The organism is Metamycoplasma arthritidis, from assembly GCF_900660715.1.
In the GTDB taxonomy this organism is placed as follows: domain Bacteria; phylum Bacillota_I; class Bacilli_A; order Mycoplasmatales; family Metamycoplasmataceae; genus Metamycoplasma; species Metamycoplasma arthritidis.
Window position 1 is genome coordinate 344,586 of the sequence record NZ_LR215047.1, and the last position, 19,267, is coordinate 363,852.

Sequence of the window (19,267 nt, forward strand, 5' to 3'; positions counted from 1 at the left end):
ATTAGCTTTTCCGAAAGCTACCTTCTTTGCTTTGTACCAAAACACTAGTGGTGTCGCTTAGGCTTTTAGCATAGTCCATCGCTTCTTTTTGGGTTTTAAATGTTTTTAGCGCACGTTTGCCTTTTGGATTTTTAACTGCTCAACCATTTTCATGATTAACAACGTAACGAACTGGCATATTTTCCTTTCTTATAAGCAATTATTGTGATTTTGTATTTGTTAAAGTCATTTAAATAATATTATAAAGAAAATAAAATTTTCTCCTACTTTAATTAATGTAAATAATTAAAAAAAAATAAAAACCGCAAACTATCAAATGCGGTTTTTGATCAATTGCTTGAAATGGTGCGAACGAATGGACTTGAACCATCGACCTCACGATTATCAGTCGTGTGCTCTAACCAGCTGAGCTACGCTCGCAGATTAATGGCAATTTGATTTTGCCATTATTACATATAAAAGTATATACTAACGTTTTGAGAATTGTCTTGCTCTTCTAGCTTTTCTTAGACCGAATTTCTTACGTTCTTTGACTCTTGCATCACGGGTTAAGAATCCAGCATCTTTTAATTTATTACGATATTCATTATTTGAAGCTTCTAATAAAGCACGGGCGATTCCTAATCTAATTGCTCCAGCTTGGCCTGTTAAACCACCGCCATTAACTTTAGCAATAACATCAAAGGTTCCTTGGGTTTCTGTTACGGCAAATGGGCTAAGAGCATCTTTAATTAAAATATCAGAATTTAAATATTGTTTTGCTTCTTTAGTATTGATTGCAAAATTTCCTTTACCAGGAACGATGTAAACTCTCGCAACTGACGATTTACGCCGACCTAGTCCATAGTATCTAATTGCTTCTGCCATTATTTAACCTCAATTTTCATTGGTTGTTGTGCCATTTGTTTGTGATCAGGTCCGGCATAAACAAATAAGTTTCTAAATTGTTTGCGACCTAGTGCAGTGTGAGGAAGCATTCCTCTAACTGCTTTTTCAACAAGCGCTTCAGGATGTTTTTGTCTAAGATCCTTCGCAGTAATTTGTTTTAGTCCCCCGGGGTAACCAGTGTGGTGGTAGTAAATTTTCTTTTCATCTTTTTTAGCAGTTAATAATACTTCTTTGGCATTAATAACAACTACATTGTCGCCCATGTCAACATTTGGAGTAAATGTTGGTTTAGTTTTTCCTCTAAGAGTAGAAGCTACAAGAGTTGAAAGTCTACCTAATGGTACGTTGGCTGCATCAATAAGATATCATTTTTTGTCAACAGTTTCTTTTTTGACAATGGTCGTTTGATGCATACTCTCTCCTTATTTTTTAAATATTTAACGTTGTGAATATAAGTAAATAATTAAATGCTTAAACATTATAGCAAACCGCAACAAATATTAATATAAAAACTATACTAATTTACTAAGCATGTAAATAATTGCAGTTTCTGTTCGTAAAATGCTTTTGGTCAATGAGACAATTTTAACATTTTTTTGCTTAGCTTGTGCAATTTCGTTGAAATTAAATCCCCCTTCAGGACCGACTATTAACATCGCTTCGGCAAAATCGGGTTTAAAGGGACTTGATTTTTCATTTTCGTATGCTAAGTATTTATTTTTGCACTCAAAAGTTAAGATTTCTGAAAATGAATGAACTGTATGCAATTTTGGAATTATATTGCGAAACGATTGTTGGGCCGCTTGCTTAATAATTTTTAAATAACGACTAATTTTATTAGTGATATTTTTATTAGCCACATCGCAATAATCAGAATAAAAAGGAATAATCTCAGATGCTCCAAGCTCGACTGATTTTTGCAAGGCCATTTCAAAATTGGCTTGCTTAATTAAAGGAATCGCCACTATTAACTTAAATGGTAGCTCATTATTAATAGTTAATTTTTTAATAATAATTGCTAAATTCGGACCTTTAAAAGAACATTCGTAAAACTCATTTTCAAAATTAATCAAAAAATGCTCATCTTTAATGCGCACTGCTCGAAAATGTTGACAAGTTTCATCATCTAGAATAAAAGCGTCACCTGCTTTGTGATAACAAAAAAATTTATACATTGTTTATTTATTATATTGACAATTTTCATTTCATAAAAATTTTAAAACTTTTCCTATCTTTTTCCTATCTTTAGCAAAGACACAACATAGCAATTTTATACTTTGATTAGAACGCATTAAAAGGAGAAATTAGAAATGATAATTTATAAATACGGAAAAATCATGCATGTTAACACTAACTATTTAATATTAGATCATAACGGTGAAGGGGATTTGATTTATGCACCTAATATTAGTCGTTTTAAAAAAGATGAATTAAGAAAAATCTTTATTTCACAAATAGAAAATGAATACACAAAGGTTACTTACGGTTTTGATAATTTTAAAGAGCTAGTCATCTTTGAAGACTTAATTGAAATACAAGGCCTAGGGCCCAAAACTGCTATTAGCATTTTGAACATTGGTTGAGAAAATGTCATAAATTATGTTGCTACAGCCAATAAAGGTGCTTTGGGCAAGATTCCATATGTGTCTAGCAAGATTGCTAATGCCATTATTTTTAGCTATCAAGATAAATATGCAAAATTCATGAAAAAATTAACTTCGGATGAAGCGGCTAAAATTAAAGTTCCAGCATCTTCAGAAAATGAAAATAAATTTTTAGACACAATGAAAATGCTTGGATTTAAACAACAACAAATTAAATTTGCATTAGATAAAATTGAACTAAACGATGATATTGAAACTTGCGTTGAAAACGCCATTAAGTTAATTAGTCAGCAACAACATGAAACTAGCAGAGTTTAGAGTTAAATCATTTAGTGATTTTATTGGCCAAGAGAAAATTACTAAAACTCTTAAAGTAATGATTGCTAGTGCTTCTAAATTAAAAAGGCCAATTGATCACTTACTATTTTATGGCCCACCGGGACTAGGAAAAACTAGTTTAGCCAAAATCATTGCAACCGAAACTAAGCGTAATATTGTTTATGCTCAAGGACCACTTCTTGAGAAAAAGAGTGATATTTTAACTTTGTTAAACTCCATTAAAGAAAATGACATTATTTTCATTGATGAAGTTCACGGTATTAACCACAACTTAGAAGAGTTGCTTTATTCAGCGCTTGAAGATGGTGTAGTTGACATTCCCCTTGGCGTTGAAGGTGATAGACGTATTATGCGAATGAAACTTAAAAGTTTTTCACTAATAGCAGCCACCACTAAATTCAATTTGTTAAGCCAACCATTGAAAGATCGCTTTGGTTTTATTGGAAAATTAACTCCTTATACAGATGAAGAAATTATAAAAATTATCACCAACTCCGCGGCAAGAAATAACATACCGATTGATGAAAAAGCTATTAAAAAAATTGCCGAACATTCAAGACAAACGCCACGTGTTGCCAATAATCTATTAAAACGGGTTTATGACTTTGCTGTTTATGAAAAAAAAGATCTCATCACTGAAAAATTAGTAAAAAAAGCATTTAAATTTATTGGCATTTTTCAATATGGGCTAGTCTACTCACAAATTGAATATTTGAGAGTGCTACATCAAGTTTTTAACGATTCTTTTGGATCGCTTGACGCAATTTCTGGAATTATAAGCGACGAAAAAAGTACAATTATTAATGAAATTGAACCACTACTTTTGGTTTATAAACTAATTGAAAAATCGTCGCGTGGACGAAAAATTACTGCCAATGGTATTAGATATTTAGAAGCGAATTTGACTCAATAAAAATGTAATATATTATAATTTTAAAATTATGAAAAATAAGAAGGTAATTAATAGTAAATTAAGGTGATTCATCAACATTTTAACGATGGTTGTTATGTTGATCACCATTATATTTGGTTCGATATTTTATCTAAAACCAAATTTGAACACGAATAGTAGTTCAATAAGTGGTATTAGTAGTACTTTAAGAATTAGAGAAACTAATAACACCAACTTAACAAATACTACCTTGCCGTCAGCTCGTGAAGTGCTAAACACAACAAAAAAATATTTGCAAAGTGGAAATAGTGCTTCAGCTTACGATCTTAACTTATCATCAAATAACTTGATATCACTAAAAAGTTATAAAGATCGTAGCGATAAAGAAAAAGCCGATTTAATTCGTTCACTAGTTACCAAACCTTATCTAACCATTACCGACTCGGAGGGTAGACCGGTTTTCTATCGTGGGCAATTTACTTCTATATTAACACCAGGCGAAAGAAAAACACTCCAAGATTTTATGGACGGTGACCCCGCAGATTTTATGCCATCGCTTGAAGCAAATCCCGCTAGCGCTACCAATAAACAGGGAACGACTGGTAGAGTCAATTTAAAAATGACCAAATACGGTTGAGACCAATTTATTAGATATGCTAATGAAAATGTACTTTTAGGAATTTACAATAGAATCTACGGTGCTCTAGCTGGGAATGCTTACATCTGAGTAAACTTAAAAGAGTTCATTAACATTGCTCAAACTCAGTTTCCAGAAGATTGAGAAAAAGCAAAACGTAATCCCGTAAACTTTGCATATATTGGTAACGATGCAAATCCCCGAACCGAAGGTGGCAACACCAAAGATAGCAAAGATAATAATAGTGACAATAAAAATAACAACAATAATAAAAACAGAAAGACCTATCCTCCGGTTCTAAAAACTCACCAAATCAACGCTGCTAAATACTTACTAGCAGTTGCTAACCCTGTTTCTTTAAGAGCTGGTACCGCCGTTGAAACCACAATGTTTATTCCAAATAATAACAAAGATGGTTACACCGATGATCAATTAGCAAATATGATTAACTATGCGATGGCTCCTTTTAGTCTAGAAGAAGAATCAACCCACTTCATGACCACAAGCTCAACCGCAACTAATCGTTACTTAATTGTTCTAGCAATTCTATATTCACTATTTGCCGTCTTTCTCATTAGTAGATTTAGACTATTTGGTCTATTAGCTGCTATTTGTCTTGCATTCTTCGTATTCGTGACTTTCGTAATCGTTGTCGCATTGGAAATCTTTATTAGCGTTATCGTAGCCTTGACAATTATTGTGGCATTAATTCTCGCTTTCATGTTGATTTTTAATCAACTGAATATTTTTAAAAATGAACTGAAAAGGGGCTCGAATGTTGCTAAATCAGCAATGAGAAGTTTAAAAAGCTCATTGCTAGGTTCTTTTGATAGTACGGTTTCACTCATTATTCTTCTTATATTCGGAATCTTTATTAGTACCTCTTATAGTACGATTGCTGGGATCATAATCTTTATAGCAATCGTTAGTGGATTCTTAATAGCCAATGTTCTCCAAATGTTGCTGCTCCGAAACTTTGCTAGATCTGAAAGTTTCGATCATTCTTCAAAAGCAGTCTTTTGAGATATTAATATAAAACCAAATTCACAAACAAAAACATTTAATTCAATTAACAAATATAAAATATTCTTTATTTTATTCGCGATTTTAGTTGTAGTGGCTTTGGTTGTCTTTGCTAGTTTAGCGGTCCTTGGCAAACAAGTTACTGCCGGGCTTAATCTAACTAATGAATTAAAGCCAGCTTACCGTTATGTCCTAAAACCACAAACCGATACATTTTGATCTTTAAGTGAAGCTGAAGAAATTGTCAACTCGTTAAAATCGATAAGCGGCATTACTAGTGCTGAAGCAATCTTAGAAAATCAAGCTAAAAGTTCATACCAAGTAATTGCTAAGTCACAAACCGATTTAACTTCCGCGATTAATAATTTAAACCATCAACTAATTACTGCCGGATATGTAAGTACAAGTCAAATTATTCCAGTTAATCTAGCTGCTGACTTTGGCCTAATAATTGGCATTATATTCGGAGCTATTGCTGTAATTTCAATTTACATGGCATTCAAATATTCCCTTGCTGCAGCAACTATTTTATGAGTTAAACAAATTATAATGATGGTTGGTTTAGCGGCATTTATGCTAATGACATATTCACCAATTAGTACCAACCTTATTGATACTTTATTAATAGCAACTATTTTCGTGATTCAAGATAGTATTATCCATTCATCGCGTGTTAAAGATGAATTTAAAAAAGACTTGAATACTAAAAACTTTATCTATGATAATGATAAAATCAATGAGATTTTCAAGAATATTAGCATTGAAATAGTTCCTAACCAAATAGCATTGTTACTAATCGGTTTAGTAAGTACGCCACTACTAGCGCTGTTAATGCAAGAATTAAGTAGAACTATTGTCTTTGGTATAACCTTTGCAATCATCATCCTAGTAATAACCAATCTATTCTTAGTAACAGATATTTGAAGAAAAATGACAATGCTAAAATTCAAACTAAAAACTAAAAGAATTGAAAGCAATTACTGAAATACACAAAAAGTTGAAGAACAAACTTTCGTCGGAATTAACGATTACTCAAAATAAAAAAGGTAGGCACTTTAATAATGTTCAATCGCTTAAAAGGCACAAAAGATATTTATGGAAAAGAAGCAAAGATCTTTAATTTTATTAAAGATGCTTTTTTTGATATTGCTAAAAAATATAACTTTGATTATATAGAAACACCAATTATCGAAGATCTTAATCTCTTTGTACGTAGCGTTGGTGAAACTAGTGATATTGTCACTAAAGAAATGTACACTTTCAAAGATAAAGGAGACCGCAACATTGCTCTTCGCCCAGAAGCAACTGCCTCTACTATTAGAGCTTTTGTAGAAAATAGAATCAATAATCTAAGTTCAAGTAAACTTTTCTATTTTGGCCCAATGTTTCGTTATGAAAGGCCTCAAAAGGGACGTTTTAGACAATTTAATCAAGGTGGCATTGAACTAATTGCTAATAAAAGCATCTTACAAGATTTTGAAGTAATTAAATTAGCCATTGACTTTCTTACCAAAATAAGAATTACTGACTTTAGTTTAGAAATCAATAACTTGGGTTCCATTGAAACTCGTAATCAATACATAAACGATCTAAAAAAATACTTTGCAAAATATCAAGATGAACTTAGCGAACTTTCTAAATTTAGACTAGAAAAAAACGTCTTAAGAATTCTAGATGATAAAGAAGAGCAAGAAAAAGATTTTGTTAAAAATGCTCCTAAACTGTTAGATTATTTAAGTCAAGAAGAGCGAGAAAACTTCACTAGTTTCACAGAGTTGCTAGATAAATTTGAAATTAAATATACTATTAATCCATTTTTGGTTAGAGGAATTGATTACTATGGTGATTTAGTTTTTGAATTTGTATCAACTTCAAAAGCGTTAGGGACTAAATCAACAATTCTTGCCGGCGGAAGATACGATGGCATGGTCAAAAGCTTTGAAGGACCTACGATTGGTTCAATTGGCTTTGCCTTTGGCGTTGATAGACTTAGCGAAATAATTGATTTTAACTTAGCTAATTACCCTGAACTTAATGATCAAATTGACATTCTCATTGCTTATCTAAACGAAGATGAAAAAATCGAAATTTTAAAAGCTGCTTATTTACTAAGAGAAGAATTCCGTGTCCAAATTGTTAATGAAAAATGCGATATAAAAGATCTCTTTACTTTGAATTTCAAACTAAATCCTAAATATCTAGTTTTCAAGGAATTGGGTGCTAACAAAATAAAAATTAAAACTAAAAATGGTGAAGTGTTGTGTAATCTAAAAACGATCGAAGACTTCAAAAATGCCATTACTAATCTAAACTAAGGGAGTTTATTAATTATGAAAAAAATCTATGGGGGCAAGTTACGACTTGGCGATGAAGGTAAAGCAGTTACGCTTTATGGTTGAATAGCAAACAAACGTAAATTTAAAAATCAATTATTTATTGATTTTCGTGATTCAAGCGGCTTAGTACAACTTGTTTTTCATGATGTTTCTGACCCACTTTTAACTAAAGAAAGCTGCCTAAAAATCACTGGCGAAGTAAAAAAACGACTTGAAGCTAATTTAGAAATTCCTTCAGGCGAGGTTGAAGTGCATGTCAAAGAATATGAAATTCTTAACTCCTCTAAGCAAATTCCTTTTGAAGTTAATAAAACTAACTCTGCAAATGAAGACTTGCGACTTGAATATCGTTTTCTAGATCTAAGACAAGAAAAAATGCTAGCTAATTTAAAACTTCGGCACAAACTATTGCTAGAAATAAGAAACTACTTTGATAAAAGTAACTTCATAGAAGTCGAAACACCTATTCTTTGTAAATCAACCCCTGAAGGGGCGCGCGATTATTTAGTTCCAACTAGAAGAAAAGGCAAGTTTTTCGCCTTACCACAATCACCACAATTGTATAAACAACTATTAATGGCTTCGGGAGTAGAAAGATACTTTCAAATTGCTAGAGTATTTCGTGATGAAGATCTAAGAAAAGACCGTCAACCCGAATTTACTCAATTAGATATTGAAATGTCATTTGGTGGCATGGAAGAGCTTTTTAGCATTTGTGAAGATATGTGAAAAGAGACATTAGGTAATTTAGGATACAAAATTAAAACTCCATTTAAACACATGGACTATTTTTACTCAATGGCACACTATGGCAATGACAAACCTGATACTCGTTATGAATTTTTAATTAACGATCTTGGCGATAGCTTAGGAGCTTTTTACCCAAAAAACACCTTTATAAAAGCAATTTTCTTCGATCGTAATATTGACGACAACTTGTCTTTAGTCAAAGAAATTTTCCAAAAAAATCAAGGCGAACAGCTTGAAGTCATTAATCTTAATGCTAATAAAAGCCAAGATAAAAAGCTTGATATTATAAAAGAAATGGCAAAAAGTCAAGGAATTGCAAACCCTACTATCATTATTTCAAGTGGTGTTAAAGAGGAAAATGCTCTAAAAGCTTTAGGTGCTGTGCGTGTAACTTTGAATGAACTTTATAGATTGGCCAATGAAGATGAATTAAACTTTTTATGAATTGTTAATTGACCAATGTTTGAATTTGATGAAGAATCACAAACTTGAGCACCTGCACATCATGCGTTCACACAATTTGATGAAAGTACGGTAAAATATTTAGAAACCAAAGAATATAGTAAAGTAAGAGCCAAATCTTACGACCTTGTTTTAAATGGTTTTGAGTTAGGATCAGGCTCAATTAGAATTCACGATCCCGAAGTGCAAAAGAAGATGTTTAATGTTTTAAATTTAAGCCCAAAAGAACAACAAAATAAATTTGGATTTTTCTTAAAAGCATTTGACTATGGTTTGCCTCCACACAATGGAGTTGCATTTGGAATTGAAAGAGTACTAATGATCTTAACTAAATCAGCATCAATTAGAGATGTCATTGCTTTTCCAAAAAATGCTAAAGGGTTAGATTTACTTTCGGCTTCACCTTCTGAGGTATTAGATAGTCAATTAAAAGAATATGGTCTAAAATTAGAATAATATAAGGAGTAAAAAACAATAATGAATAAAGCAGCAGTAATTGCAATAACTACCATTCTACTTTTACTATCAGTAATCATTATTTTCATTTCATTTTTAATGTCACCTGATTCTAATAGTTTTAGTGGGGCTTTAGTTGGTAGTGGGGATCTTGATTTATTCAAGGTATCAAAAGAAAGAGGAGTGAAAAAGCTACTCAAGTGATCAATGTTTATATGTGGCATTCTGCTATTTATTTTGTGTATTGTTCTAAGAGTATTACTTCAAAGATAGATCATGTTTCCGAAAAAAAGATTTAATAACAAACCAAACACCATCAACATAAAAGAAGAAGACGTTTTAAATTTAATTAAAAAGTTTAAAACGCTTTCTTTTCTTAAAATCGCCAAAGAACTTAAACTGAAATCCTGCGATAATCATTATTTAACGAAATTTTTATATTCACTTTTAGATGCTAATAAAATTGACAAAACCAAAAATGGTGATTTTTATCTTTTAAATTATGTTTGTGAAGTTGAAAATCAAATTTCAATCACTAACAAAAGACTTGGTTTTATTGACCTAGATAATGCTTTAGAAACCAATAACGACGAAAATAAATGTAGCGCATTTGTGGCGCCATTTCAACTTAAAAACGTCTTAGATAAAGATCTTGTACAAGCAAAAATCTATTCATACCAAGACGAAAATAATAAAACATTATACAAAGGCGTAATTAGCAATGTAATCAAACACAATTGCAAAAATATTATTGGATTCATTGAATTTAAAGAAAATAGGCCAATTTTTAACGCCTTTGACGAACGAAATAAAGCTAACTTTTTCTTTATTAATACTAGTAATTTCCCCAAGATTATTAAAAGCACTGATTTAGTAAAATGTATTATTCTTGAGCCTAACGCAAAATCAGTTGCAATTGCTTTTGACTCAATTATCACTAATCTTAATGATAAAAATTATGTAATTAAAAAAATTATGGCGGCGAATGATGTCAAAGGCGGCTTTGGTCTAGAAGTTCTAGAAAAAGCAGCTACTATTCCTCAAGAAATTATTCCTGAGGATTATGATAATCGAGTTGATCTCACTTCTTTACTGACAGTTACCATTGATGGCTTAGATACTAAGGACTTTGATGACGCAATTTCTTGTAGTAAATTAGAAAATGGCAATTACAAATTGTTCATTCATATTGCTGATGTTTCACATTACGTTAAAGAAGGCGATGCCATTGATAAAGAGGCACTAGAACGAGGCACAAGTATTTACTTGCCGGATAAAGTAATTCCGATGCTTCCTTTTGCTTTATCAAATGGTATTTGCTCACTTAACCCCAATGTAATACGAGCCTGTCTAACCTTAGAGCTTGAACTAGATAACCATGGCAAGAATGTTAGTTCAAAAGTTTATGCAAGTTTAATCAAATCAGATTATCGTTTAACTTATAATGAAGTAAATGATTTCTTTAATCAAAAAATTGAAGTTCCTAACGAGATTAATAATCTTCTTAGTCGTGCTAGAGAAATATCAAAGATTCTAAGAGCTAAAAAAATCAAAGATGGTTATGTGGATTTCGAAATTGAAGAGCCTAAAATCATCATGGAAGACAATGATATTAAGGATATTGTCATAAGAAAAGATGGCGAAGCAGAAAAGTTAATTGAAGATTTCATGGTGAGGGCTAATGAAACTATTGCTGAAATGATGAAAGAGTTGAAGATTCCCTCAATCTATCGTATTCATGATAAGCCTGAAACCTTAAAACTTAGTGCCTTACAAGAGCTTCTTGGTTTTGTCGGTATGAAAAATATTCAAGTTCCATTTGATGGCTCTCCTAAATCTTTTGAAATAATGGTTAATAAAATTAAAGCCATTAAATTAGATGACTATTTAAAAATGGCATTGCTAAGAACAATGCAAAAAGCCCAATACTCTTCTAATAATATTGGTCATTTTGGTCTTGCTTCAAGTGCTTATTCACATTTTACTAGCCCCATTAGAAGATATCCTGACTTGCTATTACATCGCTTAATTAGAAAATATATTCTTAACGGAAAATTTGATCCCAAAAACTACGAGAAAGTTAAAGATGAAATCGAAGCCATTGCCCAAATGAATAGCGAAGCGGAAAAAACTGCTATGACAGTGGAACGTAGTGTTGTTGATGTGATGAAAAGCAAATTCTTTGAAAAATTTATTAATAAAACTTTCGTCGCGCAATTAGTAAGTATTGAAAAATTCGGAGCATTTTTTAATATTGAAGAGTATCAAGCGAGCGTACTTATAAGATTCGAAGATGACGAAGATGGCTTAATTAAGATATCAAGTTACGAAGCTAAAGGTAAAAGCAAAACTTTAAAAGTAGGTAGTGAATATAAAATTGCCATTACTTCGATTGATCATGAAAAAGGCAATATCAACGCCAAATTAGTTTAATAACAACTAATTAAAGTAAAAAACACCGCTAAGGTGCTTTTTTTTATTAGTTTTTGGAAGGTTGTAAAGTTATTGTTTATCCATTGTTTGTGCCATCTTTACAAAAGCAACAGCGTCTAGTGCGGCTGACCCTACTAAATAACCATCAAGATTCTTGATTTTATTAAGCTCTTCAATATTCTTAGGAGCAACACTGCCACCATAAAGAACTTTATATTTATTATTAGTAATTTTTTTAATTAAGCTAACAACTTGTTCAATGTAATTATTTTCTGGTACTTGCCCATTGCCAATTGAATATACAGGCTCATAAGAAATAATTAGATTATCTAAGTTACTATCCACATTTTTTAGTGCTGATGTTATTTGTTCAGTTAGCACATCTTTAGTTCTTTTTTGATTAAATTCTTCTAAGTTTTCGCCGATACACAAAATTGGTTGAATGGTAGTTTGATTAATTGCCATAATCTTTTTATTAATCAAATCATTAGTTTCACCAAAAGTATGACGTCTTTCTGAGTGCCCTGTCAAAGTAAAATCTAAACCAAATTCTTTAGCTGATCTTATTGAAACTTCGCCGGTATAAGCGCCTTTATCTTTATAAAAAATATTTTGTGTTCCAAATAAGAAGTGACGATCTTTAAACTTCAAAATAAGTGACATAGCTTCGGCGCTAGGAGCTACACCTAAGATTACATTTTTTAAGTTTGCTTCACTTAATGCTTTTTCTAAAGTGTCTAGATATTTTTCACATTCTTGATATGTGAAGTTCATTTTCAAGTTACCTAATAAATATTTCATTATTCAACTCCTTGTTATTTAATTAAAAATGGGATCATTGCCACTAAGGCAACTAGATCAAGTAAAAGCAATAAATAGAAGGTCAAATTATTAGTTGTATTTTGTGATTTTTTTTCTTTTTCTATTCACGCTTGTTGAGCTTTTTGCCGTTCTTTAATGAGGATTTGTGCTTTTTGATGTTCAGTCATATCAGAACTAAAGGATTTTCTTGCTTTTCTTCTAATGGTGCGTTCAGCAAAATACTCTTTAATGCGATTAATTATTCCCTTAGCAAATCCTCAGCGAAAAATTAGGATGAAAAAATTAATCGTAGCGCATGTAACAATCACAATTGTAAGGGCATCAATTCATCTTAACTTAGTTGCGTAACGAAAGATAAAAAACATTATTAAATATAAAATTAACGAGCTAAAAAAATAAGTTATAGTAACTTTATTTCAACCATTTTTTAAATAAGCTATAAAACGTTGTTTTCTAGTCACCTTTAGTTATTTTTTCTCCTCTAAATGGTCATAAAAAAAATGTATACACACATTATACATGTATATACACCTTATTTAAATTAAGTAGTCATTAATGTTTAAATTAATAAATAAATTTCTTCACAGTTTTTTTAGGTTTCGTTGCTTTTGGTGTCTCATCTTTTGCTTCTACAGACGCTTCTTTTGAGGCTTCTAGTCATTTTTTAACTTGTTCTGAAGTGCCATAGACAAAGTGATTTTCTTCGACATTATAAACCGAAGGAATATTTGGGAATTGCTGTTCGTTTAAATAGTCTAGTTCAAAAGACACATTTTGGAATTTTTCATTAACATTAGAAATTTTTGGAATTGCTTTAAAGAGGTTAATGGTGTAAGGGTGAATTGGTTTTTCATAAATTGCTTCAGTCTTACCAAATTCCACAATTTTACCAATGTGCATAATTTGAACGTTATCAGCAACATACTCAATCATACTTAAATCGTGAGCAATAAAGACAAGACCAATATTTTTTTCCAAACAAAGTTCTTTTAACAAGTTAACCACTTGAGCTTGAATGGAAATATCTAGCGAAGCAATTGGCTCATCGGCGATAATGACTTTGGGTTCGGTAATAAGAGCACGAGCAATAACAATTCTTTGTAGTTGCCCTCCACTAAATTCATGAGGATAACGATAAGCAAATTGTTTTAGGAGTCCAACATCTTCAAGTGCTTTGTAAATAATAATTTTATAAAGTAGCCTTGCAATCCGAGGACGTGCTAAAAAGTTGAAAACTTTGTAATTAAATATACTAAATTTATTTTGTCATTTACCATATTGATTTTCGTCATTTAGTTTAGCTTCAGCATTTTTAGAAGTCAAGTTTTGCTCTACTCATTTATGATCAACACCTAGAAGTAAATAAATGTCAGAAATATCTTTATTTAAGTATTTTTTTTCAATGTCAAATGATTTTAGTGTTTCTTCTTTAACAAATAAATCGGATTTGTAGATACTAATAAGTGATTCAATTTGCACTTTTGAACGTTCGTCTACAATTAAAGATTTAAGAAATGGAAAGAATTTAGCTTTTAACTCTTCATATTTTTGATTACAAATAGTTTGTTGATTTTTAAGAGTGTTATAGAGTTTTTCTTGGTCTTGAATAGCTTCATATAACTCTTTAATCTTTAACTTGTAAGTTGATAAATATTCAGCGCGGCCAACTAAGTATTCTTTTTCAATCTCTACGGCGGCTTCTTGAGCAATTTTTAACTCTTCTTTAGTAATTTCAGGAGTGTTTTCGGTTCTAATAATTTGTTTTTGGGCTTCAATTTCAGCTTGATATTGAGCAAATTTGGCTTGATATTGTTTTTCTTCTTGTTCAGAAAGAGCAATATATTTGGTAGCCTCAAATTTAAATTCGTCGGCAATAATTTTCTTAATGTGAGCTTTGACATCTTTTTTAAAAGTTAGTGATGCTAGTTTTTCTTGATAAAAATCATTAACATAGCTATCAAGTTCACTAATTAGATTTCTAATTTCTTCAAATTGTAAGAAACGACATTTGTTTTTAAAGCTTTTTAGTACTTCTCTTCTTACTTTGTATAAACATTCATTTTTATAGTTATACAAGTAAACTTCAAGGTCAATTGCCATTAATCTCGCAATATTAGCTAAATCTTGCTCATTTTTATATTCTTGAATGTAGTTAATAAATGTGTTTGAAGAAGCGCTAAGTAGTTCTTTTAGGTCTTCTTTTTCTTTAGCAAATTCTTCTTTTAGTTCTTTTAGCTTTAGTTTAGCTTCATATCCTTTAGTTGAATTTTTGCTTAAAGTCTCTAATTTTTCTTGTTTTTCTTTGGCGGCTAAATGTTTTTTTTCAATATCAGAAAGTTCACCATTACGATATTTACTTTGATATTCGTAGTAGTAGTTGATTAGTTGACTAGTATTAGAATATAAGTTATTAATAATTGAACTTTCAACGGCTTGTTTTTCTTCAAGATAACCAAAAAAGGCATTGAAATTATCCTCAATTGGAAGATCGCTGCTAAAGTTAAATTCACTTAGTTTTTTTTCTCATTTATCAAAATGTGGTTGTGCTAACTTGTTTAAATCTTTTAAATTTTCAAGTTCAAGTTCCATTGCTAGAACATGAAAAGTGTATTTAAAACTGCTTTTAACTGCTTGTCAATCTTTGAAAATGTCAGCCAATTTATCACTCATAATACCATTAACTAATAAAGGTTCTTTAAGAATTGAATAAATTGGTTGTTGACCGTTTAATGAAGCATGAGGATCTTGGAAAATCATTTGAATATTACGACGCAAGAATTTTCTTCTTTTGTTAGTAATATGTTTTCCTGAAATGATTTTGCCATCTAGCCGAACAAAGCCATTATAATCTTCATAAAGACGCATTAAAGTTCGACCGACTGTAGTTTTACCCGAGCCTGATTCACCGATTAATCCAACGATTTCACCTTCATGAACATCAAAAGATACTCCATCAACAGCTTTGTTAACAAAACCTTGATTAATGAAATATTTTTTTAAGTTGTCAAGGGATAGAATTACTTTTTTGTTATTAGTATTATTTTCCATTGTTAAAGGCCTTTTTGAATGATTCTAATCGTTTGATTAAGGTTTTTGATAAAGTGACTTTGGGAGCCTCAGGGTGTAGCAGCCAAGTAGCTGCAGCGTGAGTATCAGTAATCGGTATTAAAGGGGGTTCTTTGAGAAAATCGATTTCTAAAGCATATTCATTTCTAGGGGCAAACGGATCACCAAGTGGTAAGTTTGCCATGTCTGGTGGTGTTCCTTGAATGTTATAAAGTTTTTCGTCTTTATTTTCAGGAATTGCACTAATCAACGCTCAAGTATAAGGGTGTGCCGGTTTAGTAAAAATTTCTTCTTTTTTACCACGTTCCACAATTTTGCCAGCATACATAACATAAATGTAGTCACAGAATTTAGCAATAACTGAGATGTTGTGGCTAATTAGAATAATCGAAATGCCCATTTGTTGACGAATATCTTCAAATAAAGCAAGTACGCTCGCTTGGACGGTTGGGTCTAACGCAGTAGTAGGCTCGTCCGCGATAATTAAATCTGGTTTAAGGGCAACTACCATAGTAATTACAATCCGTTGCTTCATTCCCCCAGAAAGTGTATGTGGATAAGCCATGAAGATTGCTTCAGCATTTCTTAGTCCAAATCTAGTTAGCAGATTTAATAGGTAATCTTTTTTTTCTTTGAGAGGGCGATCTTTTCAATCAATATTGTTGTTTAATGCATCAAGCAATTGTTTACCAATAGTTCTAGTAGGGTTTAGACTAGTTAAGGGGTCTTGAGGAATATAGCCGATTTTTGAGCCACGGATATACTGTCAATGACCTTCTTTTTTGATTTTTGTTAACTCATAGTCACCAATTTGCATTTTATCGGCAAGGACAATACCATTTTCATTGATATGAATTAAGGTTTTCGAGGTTACTGATTTACCAGAACCAGATTCACCAACAAGACCGATAATTTCACCTTGATAAACATCTAAATCAACGCCCCGAACGATATGAATTGTTTTCTTGCGTCCGGTGGGAAAACTAACATGAAGGTTCCTTACTTCAAGAATTTTGTTTTTAGGAAGCGAAGGAGCCTCTCACTTTTTCATTAGCGTGCTAATTTTGGCGTGTTTTTGTTGAGTTTTAGAGTCACTATTCATTACAGTATTCTCTTGTTGATTTTCAAGAACTTTTTTATTACTTTTAGGCATGTTTACCTCTTTTTGCTTTGGCCATAATTTTTGGATCTAAGGCATCATGAACACCAAGAGCTACAAAGTGTAGGCTAAGCGATAAGGTTAGTAGAATAAGCGCTGGTAGAAGTAAGATTCACACGTTTTGACTAACATGAGGAGTAGCTTCAATTAGCATTTGTCCTAAGTTAGTATCAGTTTGATCTTTAAAAAATCCTAAAAAGGCAAGCGATGCAACTGAAAGAATGGTGTTTGGGATTTTTCTTACAAAGTTAGTTGCAATTTTTCCTAATACTGCTGGTAAAGCGTGAACAAACACTTGACGGGTTGTAGTAGCTCCAATTGATTTAGCAGCAACAATGTACTCTTCGTCTTTTACGGTAATGACAAAGAGTCTCGTGGCTCCGACAGGATCACTTCACCCAACTAAAACAAGTGATAGAACCAAACTTCATGATGAAGTTCCGATAATTGGTACGAACATTAAAAGTCATACTAAGTAAGGAACGGAGGTAAAAATGTCAATAATTCTCATGATGACAGTATCTTGCATTTTACCGGCATGAAACCCTGCATAAGCACCAATCGAAACACCAATAATTGTTTGAATTGAGGCTGCTACAATGGCGATTCAGATTGCTTTTCAAGTAGCGTATCAACTAGTTGTTCAAATATCATAGCCACCTTCAGAAGTTCCTAGTAAAGTTTTAAGTTCAGGAATTTTTGCCATTGTGGCTCTAACATATTCATCATCAACCGTAATACCGGCGGCTTTGGCCGTAGCTAATGCTTCGTTTAAAACACTCACTTTGTAAAGAGCATAAGCGTCATAAGTCATGTTAAAAGCAATCCCGACGTCATCTGTAATTCTAACTGTATCGGTGAAAAAACGGTAGTACTTAGCAAAATCTGGATCAGCTTTTAGTTGTTCATAAAAACGATAAATTGCATTAGTTTGCTCAGCAGCAATAGTTTTAAAGTGATTGTATGAAGGGGGAAGAAACTGAACGTATGTAGAGTTGTTAATACGTTTTCCAGGCTCGTAGGCCCTTATCCCCGGCAAGGGAATTAAAATGGCACATAGCAGCAGGGCAACAAAGATAATAAAGGAGATGGTAACGATGGGGTTGCTAAAAAAACGTTTAGCAATTTCAGCGCCCATTTTTTTTGGCTTGCCCGCAATTGAGAAAAAGGTTTGTTTTTTTGAGTCAGGAATTAAATTAAACTTATCGACTAAGTCTTTATTTAACTTATATTTTTTGTTAAACTCATTAGCACTAAGCATTTTTTATTCCTTTCTCATTGGTTGTTTGAACTTCTGATTTCAGTAGTTCTTTAATAAGTTTTTTTCTAAATAAATAAGCTTTGTAAAATGCTCAATAATTTTTTTTGCTTGCAACTCCATAGGTAATTCTCGGGTCTAAAATGGCATAACTAATATCAGTAATAATTTCGCTAACTAGTGATAATAATGTAAAGAATAAAACCGAGAACATTACGATATTAATTTCACCGCTTGGAAAGGCATAGACAATTACTTGGCTAGTTCCTTTAATATTTCAGAAACGTTCAACAATAATACTTCCTGAAATTAAGCCTAAGAATGATGGGAAAACCAGCGCAAAAATTGGAATCGAGATATTTCTTAAAACATATTTAAAGAAAATTTGTTTTGGACTAAGTCCTTTTGATTTAGCTATTAAGACATAGTTTGAGGTTAATACTGTAATCACTTGATTACGTGAATAAGTTGTATAAATCGCCAATGATCCTAAAGTAACAACAATAATTGGCGGTAGATAAGCTACAAAGATCGCTCCACCAGAAAGCCCTGAACTTAAATCGGGTACTTCCGGTAAAATGCCCATACTTGCCGCAATAGTAATAGCAATAGGGGCAATAATAAATGAAGGTAGAGCAATAAAGATTAGGACAAAAATATTAGTAAATGAATCAAAAAGTTTGCCTCGTTTGTAGCCTGAATAAATTCCTAATGAAGTTCCGATAACTGAACTAAATAAAAATGCTGGTGCTGAAACTAAAATTGAATATTTTAATGGTGTGAAGAATAATTTTGGGATTGTATCATACTCTCCTGGGTTGGGGTTATTATCAGGATTAATAATTGCTCCCCAATTACCACGAAAGATGTTGCCTATATACTTGAAGTATCTTACTAAAATAGGAACGTATTCGCCTGGCTCAGCTAGTGTGCCGTAGCGAATACCGTTTTGTACTTCTAATTCTTTTAAAATTTCATCATAAGTACGATGGTTGGTTGGTGAAGACACCAATTTTTCTGCTAATGCTCGCACAGGATTAGGAGCAAAAGCGGCAACCAAAACATAAGAGAATAATGAAATAATAATTAATGCTAGTAGGGCAAATAAAATTCTTTGCCGAATATATTTAAACATTGGCTAA

17 protein-coding genes and 1 tRNA gene are annotated in these 19,267 nt (G+C 31.9%); 7 read left to right on the forward strand and 11 right to left on the reverse strand.

Annotated features, from left to right (window positions below; genetic code table 4):
- Position 1: 1 nt before the first annotated feature.
- The 5 genes from EXC42_RS06040 to EXC42_RS01510 all read right to left on the reverse strand — a co-directional run bounded on the left by EXC42_RS06040 (position 2) and on the right by EXC42_RS01510 (position 2,063).
- Complete coding sequence (locus tag EXC42_RS06040) at positions 2–178, reverse strand: DUF2188 domain-containing protein (protein WP_012498208.1); 177 nt, start codon at positions 176–178, stop codon at positions 2–4.
- Positions 179–343: 165 nt separating this feature from the next.
- Positions 344–420 (reverse strand) — tRNA-Ile (locus tag EXC42_RS01495).
- Positions 421–468: 48 nt separating this feature from the next.
- The gene (gene rpsI / locus EXC42_RS01500) at positions 469–867 is read right to left on the reverse strand and encodes a 30S ribosomal protein S9 (RefSeq protein WP_012498209.1); all 399 of its coding nucleotides are present in this window, start codon (positions 865–867) and stop codon (positions 469–471) included.
- On the reverse strand, positions 867–1,301 hold the full coding sequence (rplM, locus tag EXC42_RS01505; protein WP_012498210.1) for a 50S ribosomal protein L13: 435 nt from the start codon (positions 1,299–1,301) through the stop codon (positions 867–869). Before rplM ends, rpsI begins: the two co-directional genes overlap by 1 nt.
- Before the next feature lie 99 nt (positions 1,302–1,400).
- Positions 1,401–2,063 (reverse strand): 16S rRNA (uracil(1498)-N(3))-methyltransferase, encoded by a 663-nt coding sequence (locus tag EXC42_RS01510; RefSeq protein ID WP_012498211.1) that lies wholly within the window; start codon positions 2,061–2,063, stop codon positions 1,401–1,403.
- 135 nt (positions 2,064–2,198) lie between these two features.
- Between EXC42_RS01510 and ruvA the strand changes: the two genes are divergently transcribed.
- The 7 genes from ruvA to rnr are packed head-to-tail and all read left to right on the forward strand — an operon-like array spanning position 2,199 to position 11,820.
- On the forward strand, positions 2,199–2,810 hold the full coding sequence (ruvA, locus tag EXC42_RS06045; RefSeq protein WP_012498212.1) for a Holliday junction branch migration protein RuvA: 612 nt from the start codon (positions 2,199–2,201) through the stop codon (positions 2,808–2,810).
- Positions 2,791–3,744, forward strand: coding sequence for a Holliday junction branch migration DNA helicase RuvB (gene ruvB, locus EXC42_RS01520; protein WP_012498213.1), 954 nt, complete (start codon positions 2,791–2,793; stop codon positions 3,742–3,744). The genes ruvA and ruvB overlap by 20 nt, the downstream gene beginning before the upstream one ends.
- Before the next feature lie 28 nt (positions 3,745–3,772).
- Positions 3,773–6,424 (forward strand): protein translocase subunit SecDF, encoded by a 2,652-nt coding sequence (gene secDF / locus EXC42_RS06050; RefSeq protein WP_012498214.1) that lies wholly within the window; start codon positions 3,773–3,775, stop codon positions 6,422–6,424.
- A gap of 20 nt (positions 6,425–6,444) precedes the next feature.
- On the forward strand, positions 6,445–7,698 hold the full coding sequence (hisS, locus tag EXC42_RS01530) for a histidine--tRNA ligase (protein ID WP_012498215.1): 1,254 nt from the start codon (positions 6,445–6,447) through the stop codon (positions 7,696–7,698).
- Between the two features lie 15 nt (positions 7,699–7,713).
- The gene (gene aspS, locus EXC42_RS01535) at positions 7,714–9,387 is read left to right on the forward strand and encodes an aspartate--tRNA ligase (protein ID WP_012498216.1); all 1,674 of its coding nucleotides are present in this window, start codon (positions 7,714–7,716) and stop codon (positions 9,385–9,387) included.
- Between the two features lie 21 nt (positions 9,388–9,408).
- Positions 9,409–9,660, forward strand: a complete 252-nt coding sequence (gene secG, locus EXC42_RS01540; protein ID WP_012498217.1) for a preprotein translocase subunit SecG — start codon at positions 9,409–9,411, stop codon at positions 9,658–9,660.
- Positions 9,661–9,663: 3 nt separating this feature from the next.
- The gene (gene rnr / locus EXC42_RS01545) at positions 9,664–11,820 is read left to right on the forward strand and encodes a ribonuclease R (protein ID WP_012498218.1); all 2,157 of its coding nucleotides are present in this window, start codon (positions 9,664–9,666) and stop codon (positions 11,818–11,820) included.
- A gap of 69 nt (positions 11,821–11,889) precedes the next feature.
- Here the strand turns inward: rnr and EXC42_RS01550 are convergent, their stop codons facing one another.
- The 6 genes from EXC42_RS01550 to EXC42_RS01575 all read right to left on the reverse strand — a co-directional run bounded on the left by EXC42_RS01550 (position 11,890) and on the right by EXC42_RS01575 (position 19,260).
- Positions 11,890–12,621: a triose-phosphate isomerase gene (locus EXC42_RS01550; protein WP_012498219.1), complete on the reverse strand. Its 732-nt coding sequence runs from the start codon at positions 12,619–12,621 to the stop codon at positions 11,890–11,892.
- Between the two features lie 14 nt (positions 12,622–12,635).
- Complete coding sequence (locus EXC42_RS06055; protein ID WP_012498220.1) at positions 12,636–13,103, reverse strand: hypothetical protein; 468 nt, start codon at positions 13,101–13,103, stop codon at positions 12,636–12,638.
- A 103-nt stretch (positions 13,104–13,206) separates the two neighbouring features.
- Positions 13,207–15,690 carry an ATP-binding cassette domain-containing protein gene (locus EXC42_RS01560; protein ID WP_012498221.1) on the reverse strand — a complete coding sequence of 828 codons (2,484 nt, stop codon included), beginning with the start codon at positions 15,688–15,690 and terminating at the stop codon, positions 13,207–13,209.
- Positions 15,680–16,861: an ABC transporter ATP-binding protein gene (locus EXC42_RS01565; RefSeq protein ID WP_012498222.1), complete on the reverse strand. Its 1,182-nt coding sequence runs from the start codon at positions 16,859–16,861 to the stop codon at positions 15,680–15,682. Before EXC42_RS01565 ends, EXC42_RS01560 begins: the two co-directional genes overlap by 11 nt.
- Positions 16,854–18,128, reverse strand: coding sequence for an ABC transporter permease (locus EXC42_RS01570; RefSeq protein ID WP_012498223.1), 1,275 nt, complete (start codon positions 18,126–18,128; stop codon positions 16,854–16,856). Before EXC42_RS01570 ends, EXC42_RS01565 begins: the two co-directional genes overlap by 8 nt.
- A complete protein-coding gene (locus EXC42_RS01575; protein WP_012498224.1) occupies positions 18,121–19,260 on the reverse strand; it encodes an ABC transporter permease in 1,140 nt (379 codons plus the stop codon). Before EXC42_RS01575 ends, EXC42_RS01570 begins: the two co-directional genes overlap by 8 nt.
- Positions 19,261–19,267: the final 7 nt, after the last annotated feature.